The 20,238-nt window shown below is 46.5% G+C and carries 16 protein-coding genes; 3 read left to right on the top strand and 13 right to left on the bottom strand.

Annotated elements, in window-relative coordinates:
- Nucleotides 1–125: 125 nt before the first annotated feature.
- The 4 genes from BK127_RS19715 to BK127_RS19700 form a co-directional block, all read right to left on the bottom strand.
- The gene (locus BK127_RS19715) at nt 126–1,208 is read right to left on the bottom strand and encodes a Gfo/Idh/MocA family protein (RefSeq protein WP_076233210.1); all 1,083 of its coding nucleotides are present in this window, start codon (nt 1,206–1,208) and stop codon (nt 126–128) included.
- A 284-nt stretch (nt 1,209–1,492) separates the two neighbouring features.
- Nucleotides 1,493–2,212: a response regulator transcription factor gene (locus BK127_RS19710; protein WP_076233209.1), complete on the bottom strand. Its 720-nt coding sequence runs from the start codon at nt 2,210–2,212 to the stop codon at nt 1,493–1,495.
- Nucleotides 2,213–2,290: 78 nt separating this feature from the next.
- Nucleotides 2,291–4,093 (bottom strand): two-component system histidine kinase PnpS, encoded by a 1,803-nt coding sequence (gene pnpS / locus BK127_RS19705; RefSeq protein ID WP_076233208.1) that lies wholly within the window; start codon nt 4,091–4,093, stop codon nt 2,291–2,293.
- Between the two features lie 266 nt (nt 4,094–4,359).
- Nucleotides 4,360–5,118, bottom strand: coding sequence for an SDR family oxidoreductase (locus BK127_RS19700; protein WP_076233207.1), 759 nt, complete (start codon nt 5,116–5,118; stop codon nt 4,360–4,362).
- A gap of 188 nt (nt 5,119–5,306) precedes the next feature.
- Between BK127_RS19700 and BK127_RS19695 the strand changes: the two genes are divergently transcribed.
- Nucleotides 5,307–5,918 carry a TetR/AcrR family transcriptional regulator gene (locus BK127_RS19695; RefSeq protein ID WP_076233206.1) on the top strand — a complete coding sequence of 204 codons (612 nt, stop codon included), beginning with the start codon at nt 5,307–5,309 and terminating at the stop codon, nt 5,916–5,918.
- Between the two features lie 77 nt (nt 5,919–5,995).
- Here the strand turns inward: BK127_RS19695 and BK127_RS19690 are convergent, their stop codons facing one another.
- Nucleotides 5,996–7,531 (bottom strand): fumarate hydratase, encoded by a 1,536-nt coding sequence (locus BK127_RS19690; protein ID WP_076233205.1) that lies wholly within the window; start codon nt 7,529–7,531, stop codon nt 5,996–5,998.
- A 202-nt stretch (nt 7,532–7,733) separates the two neighbouring features.
- Between BK127_RS19690 and yfbR the strand changes: the two genes are divergently transcribed.
- Nucleotides 7,734–8,324: a 5'-deoxynucleotidase gene (gene yfbR, locus BK127_RS19685; protein ID WP_076233237.1), complete on the top strand. Its 591-nt coding sequence runs from the start codon at nt 7,734–7,736 to the stop codon at nt 8,322–8,324.
- Between the two features lie 17 nt (nt 8,325–8,341).
- Here the strand turns inward: yfbR and BK127_RS19680 are convergent, their stop codons facing one another.
- The 4 genes from BK127_RS19680 to BK127_RS19665 all read right to left on the bottom strand — a co-directional run bounded on the left by BK127_RS19680 (nt 8,342) and on the right by BK127_RS19665 (nt 13,593).
- Nucleotides 8,342–9,148 (bottom strand): DUF4253 domain-containing protein, encoded by an 807-nt coding sequence (locus tag BK127_RS19680; RefSeq protein ID WP_076233204.1) that lies wholly within the window; start codon nt 9,146–9,148, stop codon nt 8,342–8,344.
- Nucleotides 9,149–9,289: 141 nt separating this feature from the next.
- The gene (locus BK127_RS19675) at nt 9,290–9,706 is read right to left on the bottom strand and encodes a hypothetical protein (RefSeq protein WP_076233203.1); all 417 of its coding nucleotides are present in this window, start codon (nt 9,704–9,706) and stop codon (nt 9,290–9,292) included.
- Between the two features lie 120 nt (nt 9,707–9,826).
- On the bottom strand, nt 9,827–13,003 hold the full coding sequence (locus tag BK127_RS19670; protein ID WP_076233202.1) for an efflux RND transporter permease subunit: 3,177 nt from the start codon (nt 13,001–13,003) through the stop codon (nt 9,827–9,829).
- Nucleotides 13,000–13,593 (bottom strand): TetR/AcrR family transcriptional regulator, encoded by a 594-nt coding sequence (locus BK127_RS19665; RefSeq protein ID WP_076233201.1) that lies wholly within the window; start codon nt 13,591–13,593, stop codon nt 13,000–13,002. The genes BK127_RS19670 and BK127_RS19665 overlap by 4 nt, the downstream gene beginning before the upstream one ends.
- Before the next feature lie 214 nt (nt 13,594–13,807).
- Here BK127_RS19665 and BK127_RS19660 point away from each other — a divergent pair, with 214 nt between their 5' ends.
- Nucleotides 13,808–14,329 carry a GNAT family N-acetyltransferase gene (locus tag BK127_RS19660; protein WP_076233200.1) on the top strand — a complete coding sequence of 174 codons (522 nt, stop codon included), beginning with the start codon at nt 13,808–13,810 and terminating at the stop codon, nt 14,327–14,329.
- A gap of 111 nt (nt 14,330–14,440) precedes the next feature.
- Here the strand turns inward: BK127_RS19660 and BK127_RS19655 are convergent, their stop codons facing one another.
- From BK127_RS19655 to BK127_RS45555, 4 genes are all read right to left on the bottom strand, one after another.
- Nucleotides 14,441–15,568: an NADH:flavin oxidoreductase gene (locus tag BK127_RS19655; RefSeq protein WP_076233199.1), complete on the bottom strand. Its 1,128-nt coding sequence runs from the start codon at nt 15,566–15,568 to the stop codon at nt 14,441–14,443.
- Between the two features lie 288 nt (nt 15,569–15,856).
- Nucleotides 15,857–17,047 carry an amidohydrolase gene (locus BK127_RS19650; protein ID WP_076233198.1) on the bottom strand — a complete coding sequence of 397 codons (1,191 nt, stop codon included), beginning with the start codon at nt 17,045–17,047 and terminating at the stop codon, nt 15,857–15,859.
- A gap of 15 nt (nt 17,048–17,062) precedes the next feature.
- Complete coding sequence (locus BK127_RS19645) at nt 17,063–18,148, bottom strand: LLM class flavin-dependent oxidoreductase (protein WP_076233197.1); 1,086 nt, start codon at nt 18,146–18,148, stop codon at nt 17,063–17,065.
- 46 nt (nt 18,149–18,194) lie between these two features.
- The gene (locus BK127_RS45555) at nt 18,195–20,234 is read right to left on the bottom strand and encodes an ABC transporter ATP-binding protein (RefSeq protein WP_076233196.1); all 2,040 of its coding nucleotides are present in this window, start codon (nt 20,232–20,234) and stop codon (nt 18,195–18,197) included.
- Nucleotides 20,235–20,238 lie beyond the last annotated feature (4 nt).

Here is a 20,238-nt window from a genome sequence, read left to right as displayed (position 1 = left end):
GATTAGGCAGACACTCACTCACTCACATATTCACAGCTATCACGAAATCCACATAACAAACAACCTCCAAAACCACTTCGTGGCTTGGAGGTTGTTGATGTTCCATAACATTTTTAAAGTAGCTATTATTCAAAATAAACAGCTTTGCCGGTTTTGGACGACTCATAGATGGCTTCCAAAATTTCCGATACAACGCAGGCCTGTTCAGGCGTGACAACGGGATCCGTATCCTCTTCAATTGCTTTCAGCCACAGACGCGCTTCCAGATCAGCCGGTGATTCTTGCTTCCCATCATAAAAATCGACGCCTTTGGCATCCAGCTGAATTTCGTTCATAAACAATTTGCTATGCTTTTCACCGTTAATACGCAGACCATCCTGCATATCCGCACCGCCTTCAGTTCCGCACAAGGTCGTTTTGGCTTCTCCCGTTTGCAGCATATTGATCGCCCAGCTCGATTCCAGCACAATAGTTGCCCCATTCTGCATCGTAATCATGCCAAAAGCAGAATCCTCAACTGTAAATTTATCTGGGTCCCAGGAGCCCCATGCATTAGCTGCGTCCTTCTTGGAGGACAGCTTGTGGAAAGCTGTGCCCAAGACTGCTTTCGGCTTGTAATTATCCATCATCCACAAGGTCAGATCCAGTGCATGGGTACCGATATCAATTAGCGGTCCGCCGCCTTGTTTTTCTTCATCTAGAAACACGCCCCAAGTCGGTACAGCACGACGACGAATTGCGTGAGCTTTGGCATAATAAACCTCTCCCAGATCACCTTCGCCACATACTTTTTTCAAATACTGGCTGTCTGAACGGAAACGATTTTGGTAGCCAATAGTTAGCTTCTTGCCTGAACGTTTGGCGGCTTCCACCATACGACGGGCATCCGCTGCTGTTTTGGCCATCGGCTTCTCACACATCACATGTTTATCCGACTCCAGAGCGGCAATCGTAATCTCCGCATGTGAATCATTTGGCGTACACACGTGTATAATATCAATCGATCCGTCCTGCAGCATTTCTCTAAAATCGCTGTATACCTTCGCACCCTCGGAACCGAATTTGTGAGCAGCCTCATAAGCTTTTTCTACCACGATATCACAAAAAGCTACCATTTCTGCGTTTGGCTGATTTTGCAAAGCGGGCATATGCTTGCCATTTGCAATTCCTCCGCAGCCAATAATTCCAATTCTGTACGTTTTCGACATGATTAGAGTCATCCCCCTTATAAGTTTAAGTCAAGTATAGTCAAGCTTCTACCAAAAAGATATGACTAATTTGGTCCATCTTTTATCCGATTTGGCTATTTCGAATTTCCTGGGAAATAAGAAAAAGCTCCTGATCGGAGCCAATTCAAGGAAGATACATCCGTGTTTTGAATGTAGCTTTTCTTGCGAGATAAGTATCGTTCAGCTTTGCTGAAAATTTATGAATACTTATCTCTAAAGAAAAAAAGCTCTCTGATATCAGGAGCTTCGCCATACAAAATAACCTATGATTTTTTGACAGTAGCTGTGACCAATTTGTAGCCTACACCACGAATGGACTCGATCTGTACGCTTTGCTGGTTCATTTCCAGCTTTTTACGCAAGGAGCTCACATGAACATCCACCGTTCGTTGACCGCCGATATAATCGAAGCCCCAAACAATATTCATCAGGTCGTCTCTGGTAACGACCACACTCGGACGCTGCACAAGGTAGAGCAGTACCTCGAACTCCTTCGGTCTGAGCGGAATCGATTCTCCACCCAGCATAACCTCGTATTTCTCCGGGTAAATAAATAAATCTCCTGCTGTGATGACCTTCTCACCTGCTGCATGTTTATCCTGTAGCTGCTCTTCCGACAAGGTTCTACGGAGTACCGCCGATACTCTGGCCAGCAGCTCGGCAACACCGAAAGGCTTCGTAATATAATCGTCCGCACCATATTTCAAGCCTTGTACGACCTCTTCCTCTGCGTTGCGGGCCGTCAGTATGATGACAGGTGTCTTGTTTCCTTTCTGACGCAGCTTGGACAAAATCTCGAAGCCATTCAGCCCAGGAAGCATAATATCCAAAATAATCAAATCGTATGCGTGCTGAAGTGCAGCCTGCAGCCCTTCGCTGCCATGATCGATGACCTTGGTCTCATATCCCTCTTGCGATAAATTATAGGAAAGCAGTCTGGCCAATGTAGGCTCATCTTCAATAACCAAAATTTGTTGTGCCATGGGAATCCCCCGTATCCATTTCTATAGATCAACCTTATCATAGCATAATATCATACTTCATTAATATGCTTTCCCGCCCTAATATTGAATTACAGGCAACTCAATGAAAAATTTGGTTCCCATCCCGACTTCGCTTTCAACACGTATCGAGCCTTTGTGCAGCTCAACCAGATGTTTAACAATCGACAATCCAAGACCTGTACCGCCGGAGCTGCGCGAGCGAGCCTTATCCACCCGATAAAATCGTTCAAAGATGCGCGGCAAATCTTTTTTGGGAATCCCAATACCTGTATCCGTAATCGTCATTCGTATGCGCTCGTTATCCATACCTTCTGCACCGTGGAAGATCGACTCGACCTTGATCTTAACCTTACCACCTTCAGGTGTATAATTAATTCCGTTGGAAAGTAAATTAATCAGAATTTGGCGCAGCCGATCCTCGTCCGCTTCAATGTAGAGATCTTCCTCTACCTGCATTTCGAGCTCAATCGACTTCTTTTTCGCCTCTGAAGTCATCACATGGACACAATTGCTTACAAAAGTATTAACCGAGACAGGTGAGAATTGCAGCGGAATGCGTTTCGATTCGATTTTGGATAGCTCCAATATATCTCCGATCAGGCGATTCAATCGTTCACTTTCATCAAATATGATCTGCAAAAATGATTTTGCCGTTTCTTTATCGTTCAGTGCACCTGCCAGCAGCGTTTCTGCAAACCCTTTGACGGCAGCAATAGGAGTCTTGAGCTCATGAGATACATTGGCGACAAATTCGCTTCTCATCCGTTCCAATCGGCGAACTGCCGTAATATCATGCAGCACGATCAGTACACCGGCCCATTCATTTTCATTTAATGAGATCGGACTGAGATTAATCTCCAGAATTCGCTCAGAGGGATAGTAAAAAATCATCTCATCACGGATATGCTCACGCAGATCAATACATTCCTGAATCAGCTGCGTAAATTCAAACTGCTGCTTGGCCTCGTCGAATTTTTTGCCCAGCAGCTCCTGCACGGAGAAGCCGAGTATATCTTCAGCTGAACGATTTAATAAGACAATCTTGCTGTCACGATCAATCATCATCACACCGCTGATCATATTGTCCAATACGCTCTTCAGCCGGCTCTCATCCTCCTGGATGCGATCCATTTGCAGCTGTAAGCTGTCCGCCATGCGGTTAAGAGCCTGACCGAGCTGTCCGATCTCATCCTTCTTCTTCACATTAACTCTTGCTTTATAATCCATATTCGTAATTTGCCGTGCAACCTTTGTGATCATCTCAATCGGTCTTGTAATGCCCCAGGCTACCCGAAAGCTGATTAAAGCGGCTATAATAAACACAGCAAGCAGACCAAACAATAACACATACCACACACGAAGGATTGAAGCCTCAACCTCCTCAAGGCTCATGGACAAGCGCACATACCCTTTCGTCAGGGTGCCGTTCTTGACCGGAACTACCACATACAGCATATTGCGTTGAATCGTAGTGCTGTATCGAATATCGGAGCCCGCCACGCCGGTTTGCTCCGCCTCTATAATTTCCTTGCGCTGCAAGTGATTGTCCATATCTTCGGGATTATGATCCGAATCTCCCAATACCTTGCCATCTGATCGTATATAGGTCACTCGGGCATCTGCGGATTGGCGAAGCCGGTTCACCTGTTCTCCATAGTAGGCAAGCTGCTCAGCTTCAGTACCGCCCTTGTTCCAGTCCATCGTTACAAGAATAATCCGCAGCTCCCGCTGCATATTTGTTTTTAAAGCTTCAATATGTGATTCCCTGAGGACCTGTGCCATGAATAGTCCGGCAATGAGGACCGAGGAGCCAATCAACACTATAAAAATCAACGTTAATCGTGCACGGAATTTGTGCATATAGGGTTGTCCCTCCATCATCGACATAGGCATTATGATAAGTAATCAACTGACTGCATTACACCTTATCGTATCTTTTTCACACTTGAATTACTAGTTAATTATTTGTAAAGATGAATTTTGCCATCCTGTACGTTAGCTTGCTCAACGTTCCAACAAAATAAAAAGCACCCCTGAAAATAGCTCAGAAAAGCCCTAGTCGGGTTCTCAGTCTAATTTAGGAGGTGCACATTGTTTTTGATCGTTACTTATTCGTTGTGTATGGGTTAATATGCACTCCAGCCCGCATCAGCTGTAATGACAGTACCATTAACAAAGCTTGAATCATCAGAAGCCAGGAACAGAGCAACTTTCGCAATTTCTTCGGGCTTGCCAGTACGTGGGTTAATGGCCATCCCTAATTGTTGTCGAGAAGCACCAAATTGATTAATTTTAGTCATCGAAGAGCCAATATTGGTTTCAACCCCACCCGGTGCAATTGCATTACAACGAATTCCTTTTTCCGCATACATAAAGCCTGTATTTTTGGTAAAACCAACTACTGCATGTTTAGACGCTGTGTATGCTGCTCCTGCACGAGCACCATATAACCCGCCGGCAGAAGCAACATTAATGATAACACCTTGTTGCTTTTCGATAAAGATTGGTATAACCTTTCGGGTCGAACGCATGACACTTGTTGTGTTAATGGCAAAAATTCGTTCCCAATTTGAATCTTCAATATCGGCTGCAGGTTCAAAGTTATCCATAATACCTGCGTTATTAACAAGGATATCGACCGTACCATATGTACGAACTGTCGTGTCGATTAATTGCTGAATATCTTCTTCTAAAGCTACATTTGTTTTAATAGCCAAAGCCACGCCACCATTTGATTGTATTTCTGCTACCGTAGCGTGTGCGCCATCAAGATTTAAATCGGATACAACAACCTTTGCCCCTTCTTTCGCATAAAGTACAGCAATTTGTTTCCCCATACCTGATGCCGCACCTGTTACTATAGCAACCTTATCCTTTAATTTCATTGAAATTCCCCCAATTATTTGAATTGTTATACATATTGAACAGATGTTTATTAATTAACTTCCTCTATAGTATAATTAATTTAAGAAGAGGTATTCAATCAGTAAATAGTTACCTTAATGTTGATTAATCAACATTAAGGCTCACAAATGTTCAACAATGGAATCATAACAAACAAAGGATGATTACAATGTCTACTACTATTTCTCATACAGACAGAAGAATTAAAAAATCCAAAAAAGCTTTAAAGGATGCTTTAATCTCCTTAATGCAAAATAAAGACTTAAAGGAAATCTCAATAACGGACATTGTCGACCTGGCAGACCTTAATCGAGGAACATTTTATAAGCATTATCAGTATAAAGAAGAATTACTGGAAGAGATCATGGATGATGTGATAGCTGATTTAATCGTGTCCTATCGGGAACCTTATAAAAGTTCCGATACTTTTATCGTTAATGATCTCACCACTTCAGTGATCAAGATTTTTGAACATGTAGCCAATTATTCTAACATTTATACGCTAATTCTTAAGTCGAATGGATTGCCCGGTTTTCAAAATAGAATTTGTAATGAATTAAAAAAATTACCGTTGGAAGACTTTGAAAATTATCAGACTAACCACAAAATTAATACGAATTTGTATTCCAGTTATCAAGCACATGCGATTTTCGGTATGATTATAGAGTGGGTAAACGAGGAATTTAAATACAGCACTGCCTATATGGCTGAACAGCTCTTAGAAATTATTAATAATAGTCCTAATAACCATACTTTTAAAATAAATAAAAATGTCAATTAATTGCGGATTAAAAAAGAAGGCCCACACGACCCAAAGGCTGCGCGGACCCATCTGATTTCTAGCAAGCTTAACTAAGCTTATACAAACACAGGCTCTTTAAATTGCGAGAGCTTGGCAAACGAATCCTTTTCCACTTCTGCGTGTAAGCTGTTACCGTGTGAATCCATCGTAACAATAGCCGCGAAGCCTTCCGTTTGCAAATGCCACATCGCCTCCGGAATACCGAATTCCATATGGTCGACACCTTCGACCTTTTTGAAGCATTCTGCGTAATATTGTGCGGCTCCACCAATCGCATTCAGATACACAGCCCCGTGCTCCTGCAAAGCTGCAAGCGTTTTGGCACCCATACCACCTTTACCGATAACAGCACGAATTCCGAACTTTTTAATGATATGGCCTTGGTAAGGCTCCTCACGAATACTTGTGGTCGGACCTGCCGCTCTCACATGCCATTCGCCACTTTCATCTTTGGACATAACGGGTCCACAATGGTATATAGCAGCCCCATTCAAATCAACAGGTGCATCATGATTCATCAAGTGATGGTGCAGCGCATCGCGTCCGGTATGCATAATACCGTTAATAATGACTACATCGCCTACACGCAGACTGCGTATCTGCTCTTCACTGATAGGCGTTTGCAGGACAACCTCGCGACGCTCCGATGCCACAGCTGCCTTTGGCTGCTCAGATGGAGTCATGGGCTGTGTATCCCCAGTGCGGTATACCCATTCCTTAATCTCACCTGAGCTTGCATCCAAGAGAACCCCTTGACGACGGAATGCCCAGCAATTGTAGGCAACCGATACGAAAAAGCTCGCAGGCAAACGGTTCATGACGCCGACCTTACAGCCAAGCAGCGAAACTTGACCGCCAAAGCCCATCGTACCAATGCCGAGCTGGTTAGCATGCTCCATTACATATTCTTCAAGCTTGCGAAGCTCTTCATTTGGGTTTACATCGTCGGCATGGCGAAACAATTGATGCTTAGCCAATTCATAGCCTGTTGTCCGGTCTCCACCGATTCCCACACCGATGAAGCCCGCGCTACAGCCTTGTCCCTGGGCTTGATAAACCGAATGCATCACACATTTACGGATACCGTCCAGGTCACGTCCCGCTTTACCCAAGCCTTCGAGCTCCATAGGCAAGCTGTATTGAATATTTTTATTTTCGCAGCCGCCACCCTTCAGGATCAGCTTGACCTCGACATCTTCCTTCTCCCATTGCTCAAAATGAATCACAGGCGTACCCGGACCCAGATTATCTCCACTGTTCGCACCCGTCAAGGAATCAACGGAATTGGGACGCAGCTTGCTGTCCTTTGTCGCTTGTGCGACTGCTGCCAATATTTGTTTTTTCATTACGATTTGATTGGCGCCCACCGGACAGTGCACGATAAAGGTCGGCATGCCTGTATCCTGGCAGATTGGCGATACGTTCGTTTCCGCCATGTGAATATTGTCAGCAATTGTCGATAGTGACAGCGCCGAGCGAGTTCCCTCGTCCTCCTGCTCTCTTGCCGCCTGAATGGCCTCACGTACGTCCGCCGGAAGATTCGTTGAGGTTTCCAAAATCAGTTTATACATACTTTGTTCAAAATGCTGCATGAATAAAAAATCTCCTCTCTGCTATAAGTGCCTACTCAAAAAGCCGACTTTTTAAATAACTTTATAAAGGCCTACAAGGTTTGGTTCCCTGACATACTATTCTATAATATCATAATCTGGCAGCTTCAAATACTGTTATCGGTTCACAATTCGTGTATAATATCGTACTATATATAGCCTTCAGGAGAATAGGATGAGATCAATGGAAAGTCATTTTTTTGCTTATATGTACCGTTTGCGTTATATCGAACGCTGGAGTCTGATGCGCAATGTCGTGAAGGAAAATGTAGCCGAGCATTCCTTTCATGTCGCACTGCTCACTCACGTGCTTTGCACGATTGGCAATGAAATATTCGGTCGTCAGCTTCCCACTGACCAAATCGTCAGCATGGCGCTTTTTCATGATGCGACAGAGGTATTTACCGGCGATATTCCGACCCCCGTTAAGCATCACAATCCGAAAATATTATCGAATTTCCGCGAAATCGAACAGCTCGCAGCCGAGCGATTGCTGGATATGATTCCAGACACGCTGCGTCACGTATATGAGCCCTTAATTGATACGAAAAGCAGCAGCCAATCGGAATTGAAAAAATATGTCAAAGGCGCCGATCTGCTCGACGCCTACTTGAAATGTGTTACCGAGCTATCCGCTGGCAACAAGGAATTCGGCAGTGCCAAGAAGCAAATCGAACAATCGATTCAGGAGCTCAATATGCCTGAGCTGGACTATTTCCTGCAAAATCTCGCACCAAGTCTGGAAAAAACATTGGACGAATTATCGGAGGACTAAACCTGTCGGTATCATTCTTAGTCCCACCAAAGCTCCACATAATCGTTGTCAAACAAAAACGCCTCCAAGGCTTCCATTGAACCCAAACCCTGGTCGATCAGATCAGGGCAAAAGGCGTATAAATCGCTGCATAGCCGTGACATGTCCTCGGGAAGCGCCGTAATCACAAATCCGACGGTATCCGTGGAAGCCGTTTTAATCGAAATACCGTAGCGGCTGTCCAATTCCTGCAACTTGGCTATTAAATCTGCATTATCCAGATCATAGTTGCATGCATCGGTTTGGGCTAGACGTACGATATCCAGCTGAGTGTCCCCAAGCCCGATAACTACCTCGGTACCAGTCCTCGGATCATCACCTAACCATTGTGAAGTCCCCGCATAGCATAACAGCCCCGGTGTGAGACGACGCTGTATATCATCGACCCATTGAAGAGCAACGGCTTTATCAGGTGCAATTACCGATATACTGTGGGGATATTGGTCACGTCCAAAATCTATGGTCGCATACGGTAGAAGCTTTTGCCCGCTTAACCGCTCTAGCTCCAGACCCGCTTCATCCAGCGTGTGAAGCTTATCGCTCGCTTCTTCATTTATAGGTCTACTCAGGTCAGCCTCTTCTGACTTATTAAGCTGAATCCCGTTCTGTTGGTTATCTTCTGTTTTTGCTGCCTCCACATCAGAAGGTGTCCATCGATACGGCTCCTGTGTACTTGGCTCGGCTTTCCTCTCCTTCTCCTCTGCCAGCTTTCTTTTCCTTTCTCTTCTGTTAGTCCATTTGATGATAATAATACCGAGCAGCGCACCGAAAATAATCCACTCCATGATAATCCTCCTATCTGTAATCATTTCCCACATTCCACATCACTCACCAAGATTAAGCTGCTCACACCGCAATAGACAGAAAAGCCCAAAGGCGTCAGACCTTTGGGCTTAGCTAGCTGTATGGTAAACAACCCATCTTTTTTAAAAAGGAAACTTCATAACGCCGACGATCAGGAAAAACAAGATTCCACAGATCACGCTCATCGATTTGATCTTGCCCAGGTGATCCTTGACTTTGGATCCGGAAGGGTCTGACAATGCTTTACGCATAGCTCCACCTAGTACACCCGTTAACGCACCCAATGCAAGGAACAACACGACAGACACAATCATCCATGCAACGGAATTTCCGACCTTACTGACCAGATAGCCTCCGGATAATAACGCAATCACTAGTGCCATCTGACCTGTCCGGTTCACAGCGAACAATACGCTCAAAAATCCGAATTGTGCCTGGCCTGTCAGCGCTTGAATTCGCATGGACAGGAAAGGCAGCAGCAGATAAATCCCCATCATTATAGCCGCAAGTACATGTAAAAAAACGAACACTTGAACCATCAGAGTACCTCCATATATACATAATTTATATAAATTAAGTATACCTGATTACGCAAAGCCTTAGCAAATGAAATGCGGCTTTATCGTCCGTTTATCACGTTTTACGGCCCTAATTAAGAACTATTCGTGAATAGCGATCCCTTTACGGATAGCTCGCTTCTCGCGCCACGTTTCCAGAATAACGAATAAGGAAGGTACGACAATCAAAGTCAGTATCGTCGAATAAATCAAGCCTGAGATAATGGTTATTCCCATCGGTCTCCACAGGTTGCCGCCCATAATCGTCATCGGCAGCAGGCCGCCAATGGCTGTTGCCATAGTGAGCAGTATAGGACGAAGTCGGGCTCTTCCTGCTTCCGCCACAGCTTCATACAGCGGTAATCCACGTTTTCTGGCCTGTTCAATAAATTCAATTAGTATGATTCCATTCCTTACGACTATTCCCGCCAAACTGACCAAGCCCATGAGAGCCATAAATCCGATAGGCGAATTCGTAATATACAGACCGATAACAGCACCACCAGCTGCTAAATATACGGTTGATAAGATCAATAGCGGAATCGATAATGAATAAAATTGCATAACCATCAAAATATAAATCAGCAGCAAAACAATGATCGACAGCTTGCCAATCGCGATGAAAGCGTCATTGCGTTCCTCATTTTCCCCACCATACTCAACGGTATAGCCTGCAGGCAGCGTTTGACTGTTCAGCTGTGTTTTGACATCCTTAATGACGGCATCAGGCAGACGATCCTGCGTGTAGCTTCTGACGATAATCGTTCTGGTTTGGTTACGGTGATGAATTGATTTAATCATCGAGCTCGAACGAATATCGCCAAGCTCACGAACAGCTATCGTTCCACCCTTTTGTGTGGGTACAAACAGCTTGCTCATCGTGTCAATAGGATCTGCACTGCGTGCCTTGGCATATAAGGTCACATCAATCAGCTTCTCTCCCTGCTGCATGGAGACGATTTCCAAGCCTTCCGTAGCCATTCGCAGCGTCCTTGTCAAATCCTTATCGCTGACTCCAAAAAGATTCAGCTTAGCGGGGTCAGCCTTCATCTCAAATGTATTCATGTCACCGCCGACATCATCAGATACACTTGTTGTGCCGGGAATTTGCTTTAATAGTTCTTGAATATTATTGGAAAGCTGACGTAATTGATCCAGATCATCCCCGCTGATACGAATCGCGATAGGCGCTCCCACGGGTGGACCTTGCTCCAGCTCCCGCGGTGTAATTTCGATATCCTCAGGAACCAGCTGCCTCAGCTCCTGCCGCCAGCTGCTTATCACTTCTTTGGTATGAATCACCTTGGGATCGATTTTGACAAAGAGCTGCCCTACGTTCGTACCGGTATGTTCGGACTCCGAATAATAAAACTTGGGCGCTGTTCGGCCCGAATAGGCAGTGACGAATTTCACGCCCGGCTGATGCTGTATCCAGTCGGCAGCTTTATTCATCGTAAATTCAGTTTCCATAAATATGCGGTCTGTCGGTAGCTTGAAATCAATCAGCATCTCATCCTTTTCTGCAGGAGGGAAATACTGAACGCCGAGGAACGGCAGCAGGCCGAAGCTGCTGGTACCCACTAGTAAAGCAACAACTCCCGTCAGCAGCGGTCGTTTCAGGAATACGTATATTTGCCTACTGTAGAAGGTACTTAACCGTTGTATCGGTTTACCCAGCAGCCCCGGAGAATGCTCTTCGACCAGCTTGAGCTCGTCCTGGGCAGAACGGGTATCGGCTTCAATCGATTCGGGATCGGCTTTAACCAGCTTGGCGCTCCTGGTAGCCATTTGTTTATTTTGCTGCTTCCGCAGCGCACGCTCACCTACCCATTGGCGAAAAATCGGAATGACCGTCAATGACATCGCCATGGAAGCCGCCAAGGTCAAAGAAATCACAACCGGTAGCGGTCGAATAAAGCTTCCGATATTGCCCTTGAGAAATAACAGAGGTAAAAATGCTGCAGCCGTTGCAATCGTAGCCGTCAGGATGGATACTGCAACATCGCGGCTTCCGAGCAGTGAAGCCTGCTCTGGTGTATCGCCCAGCTGCAGCCGCCGCTGGATATTATCATTTACAACAATCGCATCATCGACCAATATCCCGAGAACGATAACAATCGCTACAACCGTGATTTGATTTAAGTCGATACCCAGGAACTCGATTGGGATAAACCCGACTGTGATCGAAATCGGTATAGCCAGCGCCACCACCCAGGATGTACCAAAGGTTAGTCCCATCGAGCAGACTATGATAACTACGATGATCCCGGTCAGCAGCTCCTGGCCCAAATCCGTGAATAAATGATCCAGACTTTCCTTTTGCGTAAACAAGGACACCAATTCCACATGCTCTGGTAATTTAGACTTCAGGTCGGATACCATCACATCAATACGCTTCTGCAAGGAAGGAATATCTGCACCCTTCTCTGCGTTAATAACAAGATCGAGAGCCGGTTTACCGTTATGTACAATACTGACCTCTTGCTTCTTAGGTCGAAGCTTAACATCTGCAACATCTCTAAGCTTTAATGTATTGCCGTTAGGCAGTCCCAAAATATCCGTATTGGCAACATCCTCAGCCGACTTCCACTCTCCCGGCATATTAACATAAAAGGATTTTGTTGTTTGATCAACCATACCGAGTGGCACACGATCATGGCGATTGGTGAGCGCCTGTGCAACAATACCCCAAGGCAGCTTGAACGTATCCAGCTTATCCGTATCAATAATCACGGCTACTTCCTGCTCCGGCAGCCCGATAATGTCCACGTTGCTCACACCCGAGAGTGTGCTTAGCTGTTTTTTCCACTGCTCCATAACGGGCCGCAGAGGTTCTAATTGCTCTGGCTGTTGAACGACAAAATGCAGGATTTGCTCGGCAATTTTGCCTAAATCATCATTAACCTCAGGCTTATTGGCTTCAGCAGGAAGCTCGCTATCGGCAGATTGAACCTTCTGTCGCAGCGTATCCCAGGCTCGCTTAATATCGGTTTCCGGCTTGACTTCCACATTAATAATCGACACATTAGCCATGGAGGTTGAGCTGAGAATCGAAATATCGCTCATTTCCTTGATCTTCTGCTCTAACGGTCGGGTAACAAACTGCTCTACCTTCTCCGGTGAGGCACCCGGATAAATCGTCTTGACTATGGCCGTTGTGATCTCGATCTCCGGATTTTCCCGCTGCTTGAGCGTAAATACATTCACAATGCCCATAAGTACCGCCACTACGAAAAACAAAAGTGTTACTTTACGGTACTTCAGTAATTTGGTGATCATTTGTCACCCGCTTCCGTCGACTCCAACTGGCATGGCGCATTAACACCTGCGAGTACTTGAGCTATGGATTCAATATGTGTAGTATCGTAATTTTGAACGACAAAACATTGGTACGCCACCAACTCCACCATGCCTATTTTCGAATAGGCCGCAATTTCAAGCTGTGCATCCGAGTAATTAGGAAAAGCCCCCCAATCCAGAAAGGATTGCTTGATAACGAGCATAATTGTACGATAAAAAGCATCCGAAATATCAGCGATCTCCGTAGAAGCCGCCCCATGCCCGTTTAATATTTTCAAAATCGTTTTGTTATTATAATACACGCGCAGTGACTCCAGTATCATCCGGTAGAGTGCTTCTTCCTTTATGTCGCCTGTACAATTTTGCTTGATCGCATCAGCAATTTGGCCGAGGCACGATTCAGCAATGCTGCGAAATAGATCCTCCTTACTTTTGAAATACAAGTAAAAGGTCCCTTGGGCTACACCAGCTTTATGCACAATATCCGAAACCTTCGTAGTGTGATATCCCTGATCCTCGAAGAGCCTTAGCGCGGCCTCTATAATACTTTCCCTTTTATCTTCACCCATCTGTGCGTTCCCCCTCTGAGTACCTGAACAATAATTTATGACTGACTCATCAGTCATTTTTATATTAACATCATTATCCAGGTTCTGCAACCTGTATCATTGATCATTTCCTTACTGAAATCCGCCCATTGCAAAGCCTTGTATCATAGGTACAACAGATGTATAATTGTAACAATTTATCGAATTGAATGGGATTAGAGAGGAGCTGTATCTTATGAATATTCGCTACCTGGGTCCAGCAGATGCTGACAAATATCGCCAGCTTCGTTTACGATCTCTTCAAGAAAATCCAGAAGCCTTTTTAACCACCTATGACATACAGCAGGCCAAACCTCTTGAGGCATTCCAACAAAATCTGCAGCGTACAGCAATGAATTTTACGTTAGGCTGCTTTACCAAGACTCAGGAGTTGGCAGGAATCGTTACCTTTGTGCGAGAAAGTAATCCCAAGATTACGCATAAGGGTACTATATATGCTATGTATGTGTGCCCTGAATGCCGTGGACAACGTATCGGTTACGCTCTCCTCACCGAATTAATTGAACAAGCCAAACAATGCCCAGGACTTGAGCAAATTAACTTGACCGTAGTTTCCACGAATCATTCAGCGAAAAAGCTCTACGAATCCGTTGGTTTTACTACGTATGGGACCGAACGAAATGCGATGAAAAGCCATGGACAATATTGGGATGATGATTTGATGGTTATACGCTTGAACCCTTCAAATTCAATGTAAGAATCAACTGGTTCGATTGCTGCTGCAAATACTGCTTTTTAAGCTAAAAGGACCGGGATTCCCCTATGATTCAGGATCTCCCAGTCCTTATTTGGAATTGCATGGACACTATTAGAACAATGTCCCCAAGGCTTGCGGCGTGAATGGCGTCAGCTCTTCCGTTCTGCCTTCGCGGATTTTGGACGCCCAAGCAGGATCAATTAGTAAAGCACGACCAACCGCAACCAGATCAAACTCATTTTTATTGAGCTTTTCAATTAAGGTATCTACGCTGGCCGCACCTGCTCCTTCTCCTTTAAAGGCAGATATAAAATCATTGTCAAGTCCTATCGATCCTACTGTTATAGTTGGCTTTCCAGTTAATTTCTTGACCCAACCAGCAAAGTTAAGATCAGAACCTTCAAATTCCGGTTCCCAGAAACGACGTGTAGAGCAATGGAACACATCAACGCCTGCTTCCACTAAAGGTGAAAGAAACTGAGCCAGTTGATCCGGATTTTCTGCTAATTTGGCTTGATAATCCGATGATTTCCATTGCGATATACGTATAATAATAGGGAAATCCGGGCCTACAGCGCGACGGCATGCCGCAATGATGTCAGCTGCAAAACGAGTTCGTTTCACCAAATCGCCGCCGTAGCTGTCATTACGTTGATTCGTTTTCTCCCAGAAAAACTGATCAATCAGATAGCCGTGTGCCCCATGAAGCTCAATACCGTCAAAACCAATTCGTTTGGCGTCAGCCGCTGCTTGTGCGTAGGCTGCAATAACGGACGCGATTCTGGATTCGCTCATAGGCTCATTGACTTGCTCCCCGGTTGCGATGTCGATACCTGAAGGCCCAATCGGCTTTTCGTCAGGGTTAGGGATGGCACCGATTTTGCGATCTGTACCGATGTGCCAAAGCTGCGGCATAATAAGCCCGCCCGCCTCATGGACTTGAGCTACAACTTCAGCCCAACCCTTCAATGCATCATTCCCATGGAAATTAGGTATATTAGGATTATTCGTAGCAGCTGGATCATTAATTAAAGTACCTTCAGTAATAATGAGACCCACGCCATTCTCTGCACGGCGACGATAATAAGCAGCCACGTCAGGCCCTGGCACGCCTTCAGGAGAGAAAGCTCGAGTCATTGGAGCCATGACGATCCGGTTTTTTAATTTCAATTTTCCTATCGACAACGGTTCAAACAACGGCTCTACCTTCGTGGATGATTGTGTATCTTGATTACTCATTCCTTATTACCTCCGTTTTATATAAATATTTGTATAGCTCATGCTTTACCTCAACAACTGTCATAGCAATCATTACAGTTAATACAAATTACTATACCACAAGTTTCCTCATTCTACTACTGCTGACTTTTACCACAGCAAATAAAGAAAACCCAGCCTACGGCTAGGTCATTGTCTAAACTCATACGTGGGTTCGTTAGCGAGGACATAGGTATGGGGTTCCCAGGCGTTGTTGAAGTCGGGCTCCTTCAACGGATAGCTTGAAATGGTTCTATTCTGGCTATGCAATCAGGGCTGTTTCTTTATTGCCAAATCGTGCTCACCTAAGCTGTGCAGCGCATGTATGGCAGTTAATGCAAACAAGGAAGCAGCAGGTGCCAAAGCTTCTTCATTTAAGGTGAACTTGGGATGATGCCATTCCTCCGTCCCACTTGTTCCCATCCAGATAAAGCAGCCCGGAACTTTGGTTTGATAATAGGCGAAATCTTCGCCTCCTGTGCTCGGCGTAGCTTCCACTATCGTAAGCTGCAGCGCTTCTGCAGCTTGCCTAACCCGCTGTACCATAACCGGATCATTATGAACGCCTGGAATCCCCGTATGCCATCTGAGCTCAGCCACTGCTCCATATGCCGATGCGATTCCATTAGAAATCCGCTCAATCAGCTGCGGTAAACGTTCTCTAATGGCGGGGTTGAAGGTACGAATAGTGCCCTCCAGAATAGCGTCATCAGGAATAACATTCCAGGTTGAACCTGAACGAAAGCTGCAGACGCTGACGACCGCACGGTCAAACGGACTGATACTGCGGCTGACAGCAGTCTGAAGTGATCCAACGATAGCACTGGCGGCAACAATTGGATCAATCGCTCTTTCCGGTATAGCGGCATGACCACCTTTTCCAGTTACCTTAAGCCCGAATTCGTCCACACTCGCCATCAAAGCACCCGGAGATAATCCGATCGTTCCGACAGGCAGCTCTGGCTTGTTATGCATGCCAAATATGGCCTGAACGCCATCCAATGCTCCCGCCTTGATCATTTCCAGCGCCCCGGTGCCTTTCTCTTCAGAAGGTTGAAAAATCAAACGAACCCTGCCATGAAATCGCTCGGAGTTTCGCTGCAGCAGAATAGCCGCCCCAAGTACAGCAGCCGTATGAAAATCATGGCCGCAGGCATGCATCCTGCCGTCGATCGTCGAGGCATAGGGGAGACCCGTTTCTTCCTTAACAGGCAATGCGTCCAGATCAGCCCGCAATGCAATCGTCGGTCCTGGCCCGCTGCCTTCAATTTCCGCCAATACGCCGACTGGCAAATCGATTGGAAGGATACGTATGCCTTGCTCCTCCAAATAAGCCCGAACCTTACGGGTTGTCTCATACTCCTGCATCGACAGCTCGGGATAGCTGTGCAGCTCCCGCCGTATATGGATCAACTGTGGTAGCAGCTGCTCTGCTTCTTTCACAAGCCATTCAGATGTCATCGTGTATGGATCTCCTTACCCTGCCTGTACCGTAATCGAGTCTTTATGCGGAGCTGGCGGCTCATTTTCCCACACTGTGCTTGGAATCTCACGCCGCAGAACCGGTGCGACCTCGGTTGCGAAGAACTCAGCCTGTTCACGCTGCTCCGCCTCGGTCAGTCCGTCCACACTGATGCTGAGCACTTGATTTCCAAACACGGAATGATAGTTCAAAATCTTCTCGATCACACGTTCCGGACTGCCTACCAAGATAGGTCCATTTTCGATATTATCCTCAAGATCTTTGAAGGGGGATCTGTCATGAGGCGCTTTAAGTCGGCCATGAAACGCATCGTAATAAGGGCGAAAGCGTTTGATCGCTTCCTCTGTCGTTTTTGCCAAGTAAATGCTGCCTCCAGCACCTGAGCCAACCACTGCCTTACTCGGATCATGTCCGTAAAAAGCCAAACGCTCGCGATAATGATCGATGAGCTCTTTATATTTGGATTGGCGGTGTATCGTATTGGAGGAATATAAGGGCTCACCGTATTTGGCTGCCAATTCAGTCGAGAAGGTGCTTGACGCGCTGCCATGCCATACAGGTATCGACTTTTGATAAGGCCTTGGCTGTGTCGTGACGTTATCCAGTGGTGAACGATAGCGACCTTGCCAGCTGACGTTCTCCTCATTCCATAAACGCTTGAGGAGTGCATAACGCTCAGCCAGTGATTCCCACTGCTCCTCCTCAGTTATGCCGAAGAGCGGATAATGGCTGGCATCATTCCCTTTGCCGATAATCAGCTCAATTCGCCCTCCTGATAGATGATCAAGCGTGGCGTAATCCTCGGCAACTCGAACAGGGTCGAGTACACTCAGTACCGTTACTGTTGTGAGCAAACGAATACGCGACGTTCTCGCAGCGATCGCGGTTAAGACTACTGGCGGTGAGGAAGCCAGGAATGGCGCGGTATGCCGCTCACCAACTCCATAAGCTTCAAAGCCCAGCTCTTCGGCTAGAACGGCCTGTTTCAGCACGTTTTGAAATTTCTGTTGGGTCGTAAAGGTTTCCCCTGTTATGGCGTTCGGGGTGTTCAACATAAGGCTCATTAAAGCGAATTTCATTGTATACATCCTCCTTTATTTTTCACCGCAGCTCATGCATATTCTCCTATAATGGATAATGGCAGGCCACCGAGTGACCGTTAGTAATCTCGACCAGCTTGGGCGTTTGCTCTCGGCAGCGCGCTGTAACCGCAGGGCAACGGGTATGAAACCGACAACCTGATGGTGGTGACGCAGGCGAAGGAATTTCTCCTTGAATAGCAGCGAACTCTTTCTTTCTTGTCGGGTCAGGCCAAGGAATGGACGCGATAAGCGCAGCCGTATAGGGATGGGCTGGATGACGAAATAATTCGTCGGCCTGTGCCACTTCAACCAGATTGCCGAGATACATAACCCCGATTCGTGAGGATACGTGTCTGACAATGTTTAACCCGTGCGCAATGAACACATAGGTTAAACCGAGCCGATTTTGCAGTTCCTGCATCAAGTTCACAATTTGCGCCTGAACCGAGACGTCAAGAGCAGATACAGCCTCATCGGCAAGCACAAATCGGGGGTTCAGTGCGATGGCACGCGCAATTCCAATACGTTGACGTTGACCACCTGAAAATTCGTGTGGATATCTGGAAGCCCATTGAGGATTCAGGCCAACGATGTGCAGCAGCTCCTCCACCTTGGCTTTTTGTTCTGCAGGACTTAACGCTTCATGAACGGCCAGCGGTTCTGCGATCGTTTCACCTACAGTCCAGCGAGGGTTAACAGATCCGTACGGGTCCTGAAAAATCATTTGCATATCGCGTCTTACCGCTCGCCGTCTGCTGGTATCCATTGCTGTCAGCTCTTCGCCTCCAAAAAACACTTGACCAGCCGTGGCTTTCTCCAGCTGGATAAGAACGCGACCGAGCGTGGACTTTCCGCTTCCCGACTCACCGACAAGTCCAAACGTCTCGCCTTCACGGATCGAAAACGAAACATCGTCGACGGCATGAATAACAGCTTTCGTAAGTCCAAAAGCTCCTTTAACCGCGTAATGCTTTGTAAGCCCGCGAACCTCAAAAAGCAGCTTAGCTTTGCTCAGTCTATCTTGTTCAGGCTCCAGCTGATTGATGTGTTCAATGGCTATATTCATTGCAGCGGGACTTGTGACGGGCTGACCAAGAGCCATAGCGCTTACCAAAACTTCGGTATGCCAACAAGCAGCTTCGTGACCGTCGGACCCTCTAAGCGGAGGTACTTCAGTTCGACATTGCTCTGTAGCCAATGGACAACGCGGATGAAAGCGGCAGCCCGAAGGAAAATCCGCTACATTAGGCGGTGTTCCCTCTATGGTATACAAGGGAGCATTGCGGTCGCTGTCCATCGTTGTGATAGATCGCAGCAATCCGGCTGCATAAGGATGCCGTGGCTGTGCAAAGAGACGGGCGGCGGGTGCCTGCTCGACAATCCTGCCCGCATACATGACGATCATCCGGTCTGCTATCTCCGCAGCTATGCCCAGATCATGCGTAATTAGCAGGATTGACATACCCAGTTCCGCCTTTAAATCATTCAACAAACGCAATATTTGCGCTTGAATCGTGACATCGAGCGCTGTCGTCGGCTCGTCTGCGATCAGCAGCTCCGGGCCGCATGCGAGCGCCATCGCGATCATCGCCCGCTGCAGCATCCCACCCGACATTTCGTTCGGGTATTGGTTCATACGAAGCTTCGGTTCAGGAAATCCGACGCGACGCAGCAATTCAACCGCCTGCTCACGCGCCTCCTTATTGCTTCGCTTGTCATGACGGCGAATCGTTTCAACGAGCTGGGTACCGATTGTAAAGACCGGATCGAACGCAGCCATTGGCTCCTGAAAAATCATCGAAACCCTCTTGCCACGAATAGCCCGGAGTACACTCTGGGGCAGCGTTGTCAACTCTTCACCATCCAGCTTGACGCTGCCTGTGGCAATGCGGCCTTTATCAAACTCAATCAGCCTCATAATGGCTTTGGATGTTATCGTCTTGCCGCTGCCAGACTCCCCGACAAGGCATACGGTCTCGCCACGATCGATTTGAAAGCTTACGTCGGTAATCGGCGTAATGGAGCCGCCTGAGGACGGAAACTCCACTGTCAACCGATCGATTGTCAATAATGGTTGGCTCATAAGC

The sequence above is a fragment of the Paenibacillus sp. FSL H7-0331 genome, from assembly GCF_001956045.1.
The sequence above is the reverse complement of the archived record's forward strand: the minus strand, read 5'-3'. Positions and strand labels throughout refer to the sequence as shown.

What these genes read in the sequence shown, in the direction of transcription:
- pnpS (WP_076233208.1), bottom strand. Translation starts at nt 4,093, where the DNA reads ATGCACAAATTCCGTGCACGATTAACGTTGATTTTTATAGTGTTGATT.
- BK127_RS19715 (WP_076233210.1), bottom strand. Translation starts at nt 1,208, where the DNA reads ATGTCGAAAACGTACAGAATTGGAATTATTGGCTGCGGAGGAATTGCA.
- BK127_RS19690 (WP_076233205.1), bottom strand. Translation starts at nt 7,531, where the DNA reads ATGCAGCATTTTGAACAAAGTATGTATAAACTGATTTTGGAAACCTCA.
- BK127_RS19710 (WP_076233209.1), bottom strand. Translation starts at nt 2,212, where the DNA reads ATGGCACAACAAATTTTGGTTATTGAAGATGAGCCTACATTGGCCAGA.
- BK127_RS19650 (WP_076233198.1), bottom strand. Translation starts at nt 17,047, where the DNA reads ATGACATCTGAATGGCTTGTGAAAGAAGCAGAGCAGCTGCTACCACAG.
- BK127_RS19660 (WP_076233200.1), top strand. Translation starts at nt 13,808, where the DNA reads ATGAATATTCGCTACCTGGGTCCAGCAGATGCTGACAAATATCGCCAG.
- BK127_RS19670 (WP_076233202.1), bottom strand. Translation starts at nt 13,003, where the DNA reads ATGATCACCAAATTACTGAAGTACCGTAAAGTAACACTTTTGTTTTTC.
- BK127_RS45555 (WP_076233196.1), bottom strand. Translation starts at nt 20,234, where the DNA reads ATGAGCCAACCATTATTGACAATCGATCGGTTGACAGTGGAGTTTCCG.
- yfbR (WP_076233237.1), top strand. Translation starts at nt 7,734, where the DNA reads ATGGAAAGTCATTTTTTTGCTTATATGTACCGTTTGCGTTATATCGAA.
- BK127_RS19655 (WP_076233199.1), bottom strand. Translation starts at nt 15,568, where the DNA reads ATGAGTAATCAAGATACACAATCATCCACGAAGGTAGAGCCGTTGTTT.
- BK127_RS19665 (WP_076233201.1), bottom strand. Translation starts at nt 13,593, where the DNA reads ATGGGTGAAGATAAAAGGGAAAGTATTATAGAGGCCGCGCTAAGGCTC.
- BK127_RS19700 (WP_076233207.1), bottom strand. Translation starts at nt 5,118, where the DNA reads ATGAAATTAAAGGATAAGGTTGCTATAGTAACAGGTGCGGCATCAGGT.
- BK127_RS19675 (WP_076233203.1), bottom strand. Translation starts at nt 9,706, where the DNA reads ATGGTTCAAGTGTTCGTTTTTTTACATGTACTTGCGGCTATAATGATG.
- BK127_RS19645 (WP_076233197.1), bottom strand. Translation starts at nt 18,148, where the DNA reads ATGAAATTCGCTTTAATGAGCCTTATGTTGAACACCCCGAACGCCATA.
- BK127_RS19695 (WP_076233206.1), top strand. Translation starts at nt 5,307, where the DNA reads ATGTCTACTACTATTTCTCATACAGACAGAAGAATTAAAAAATCCAAA.
- BK127_RS19680 (WP_076233204.1), bottom strand. Translation starts at nt 9,148, where the DNA reads ATGGAGTGGATTATTTTCGGTGCGCTGCTCGGTATTATTATCATCAAA.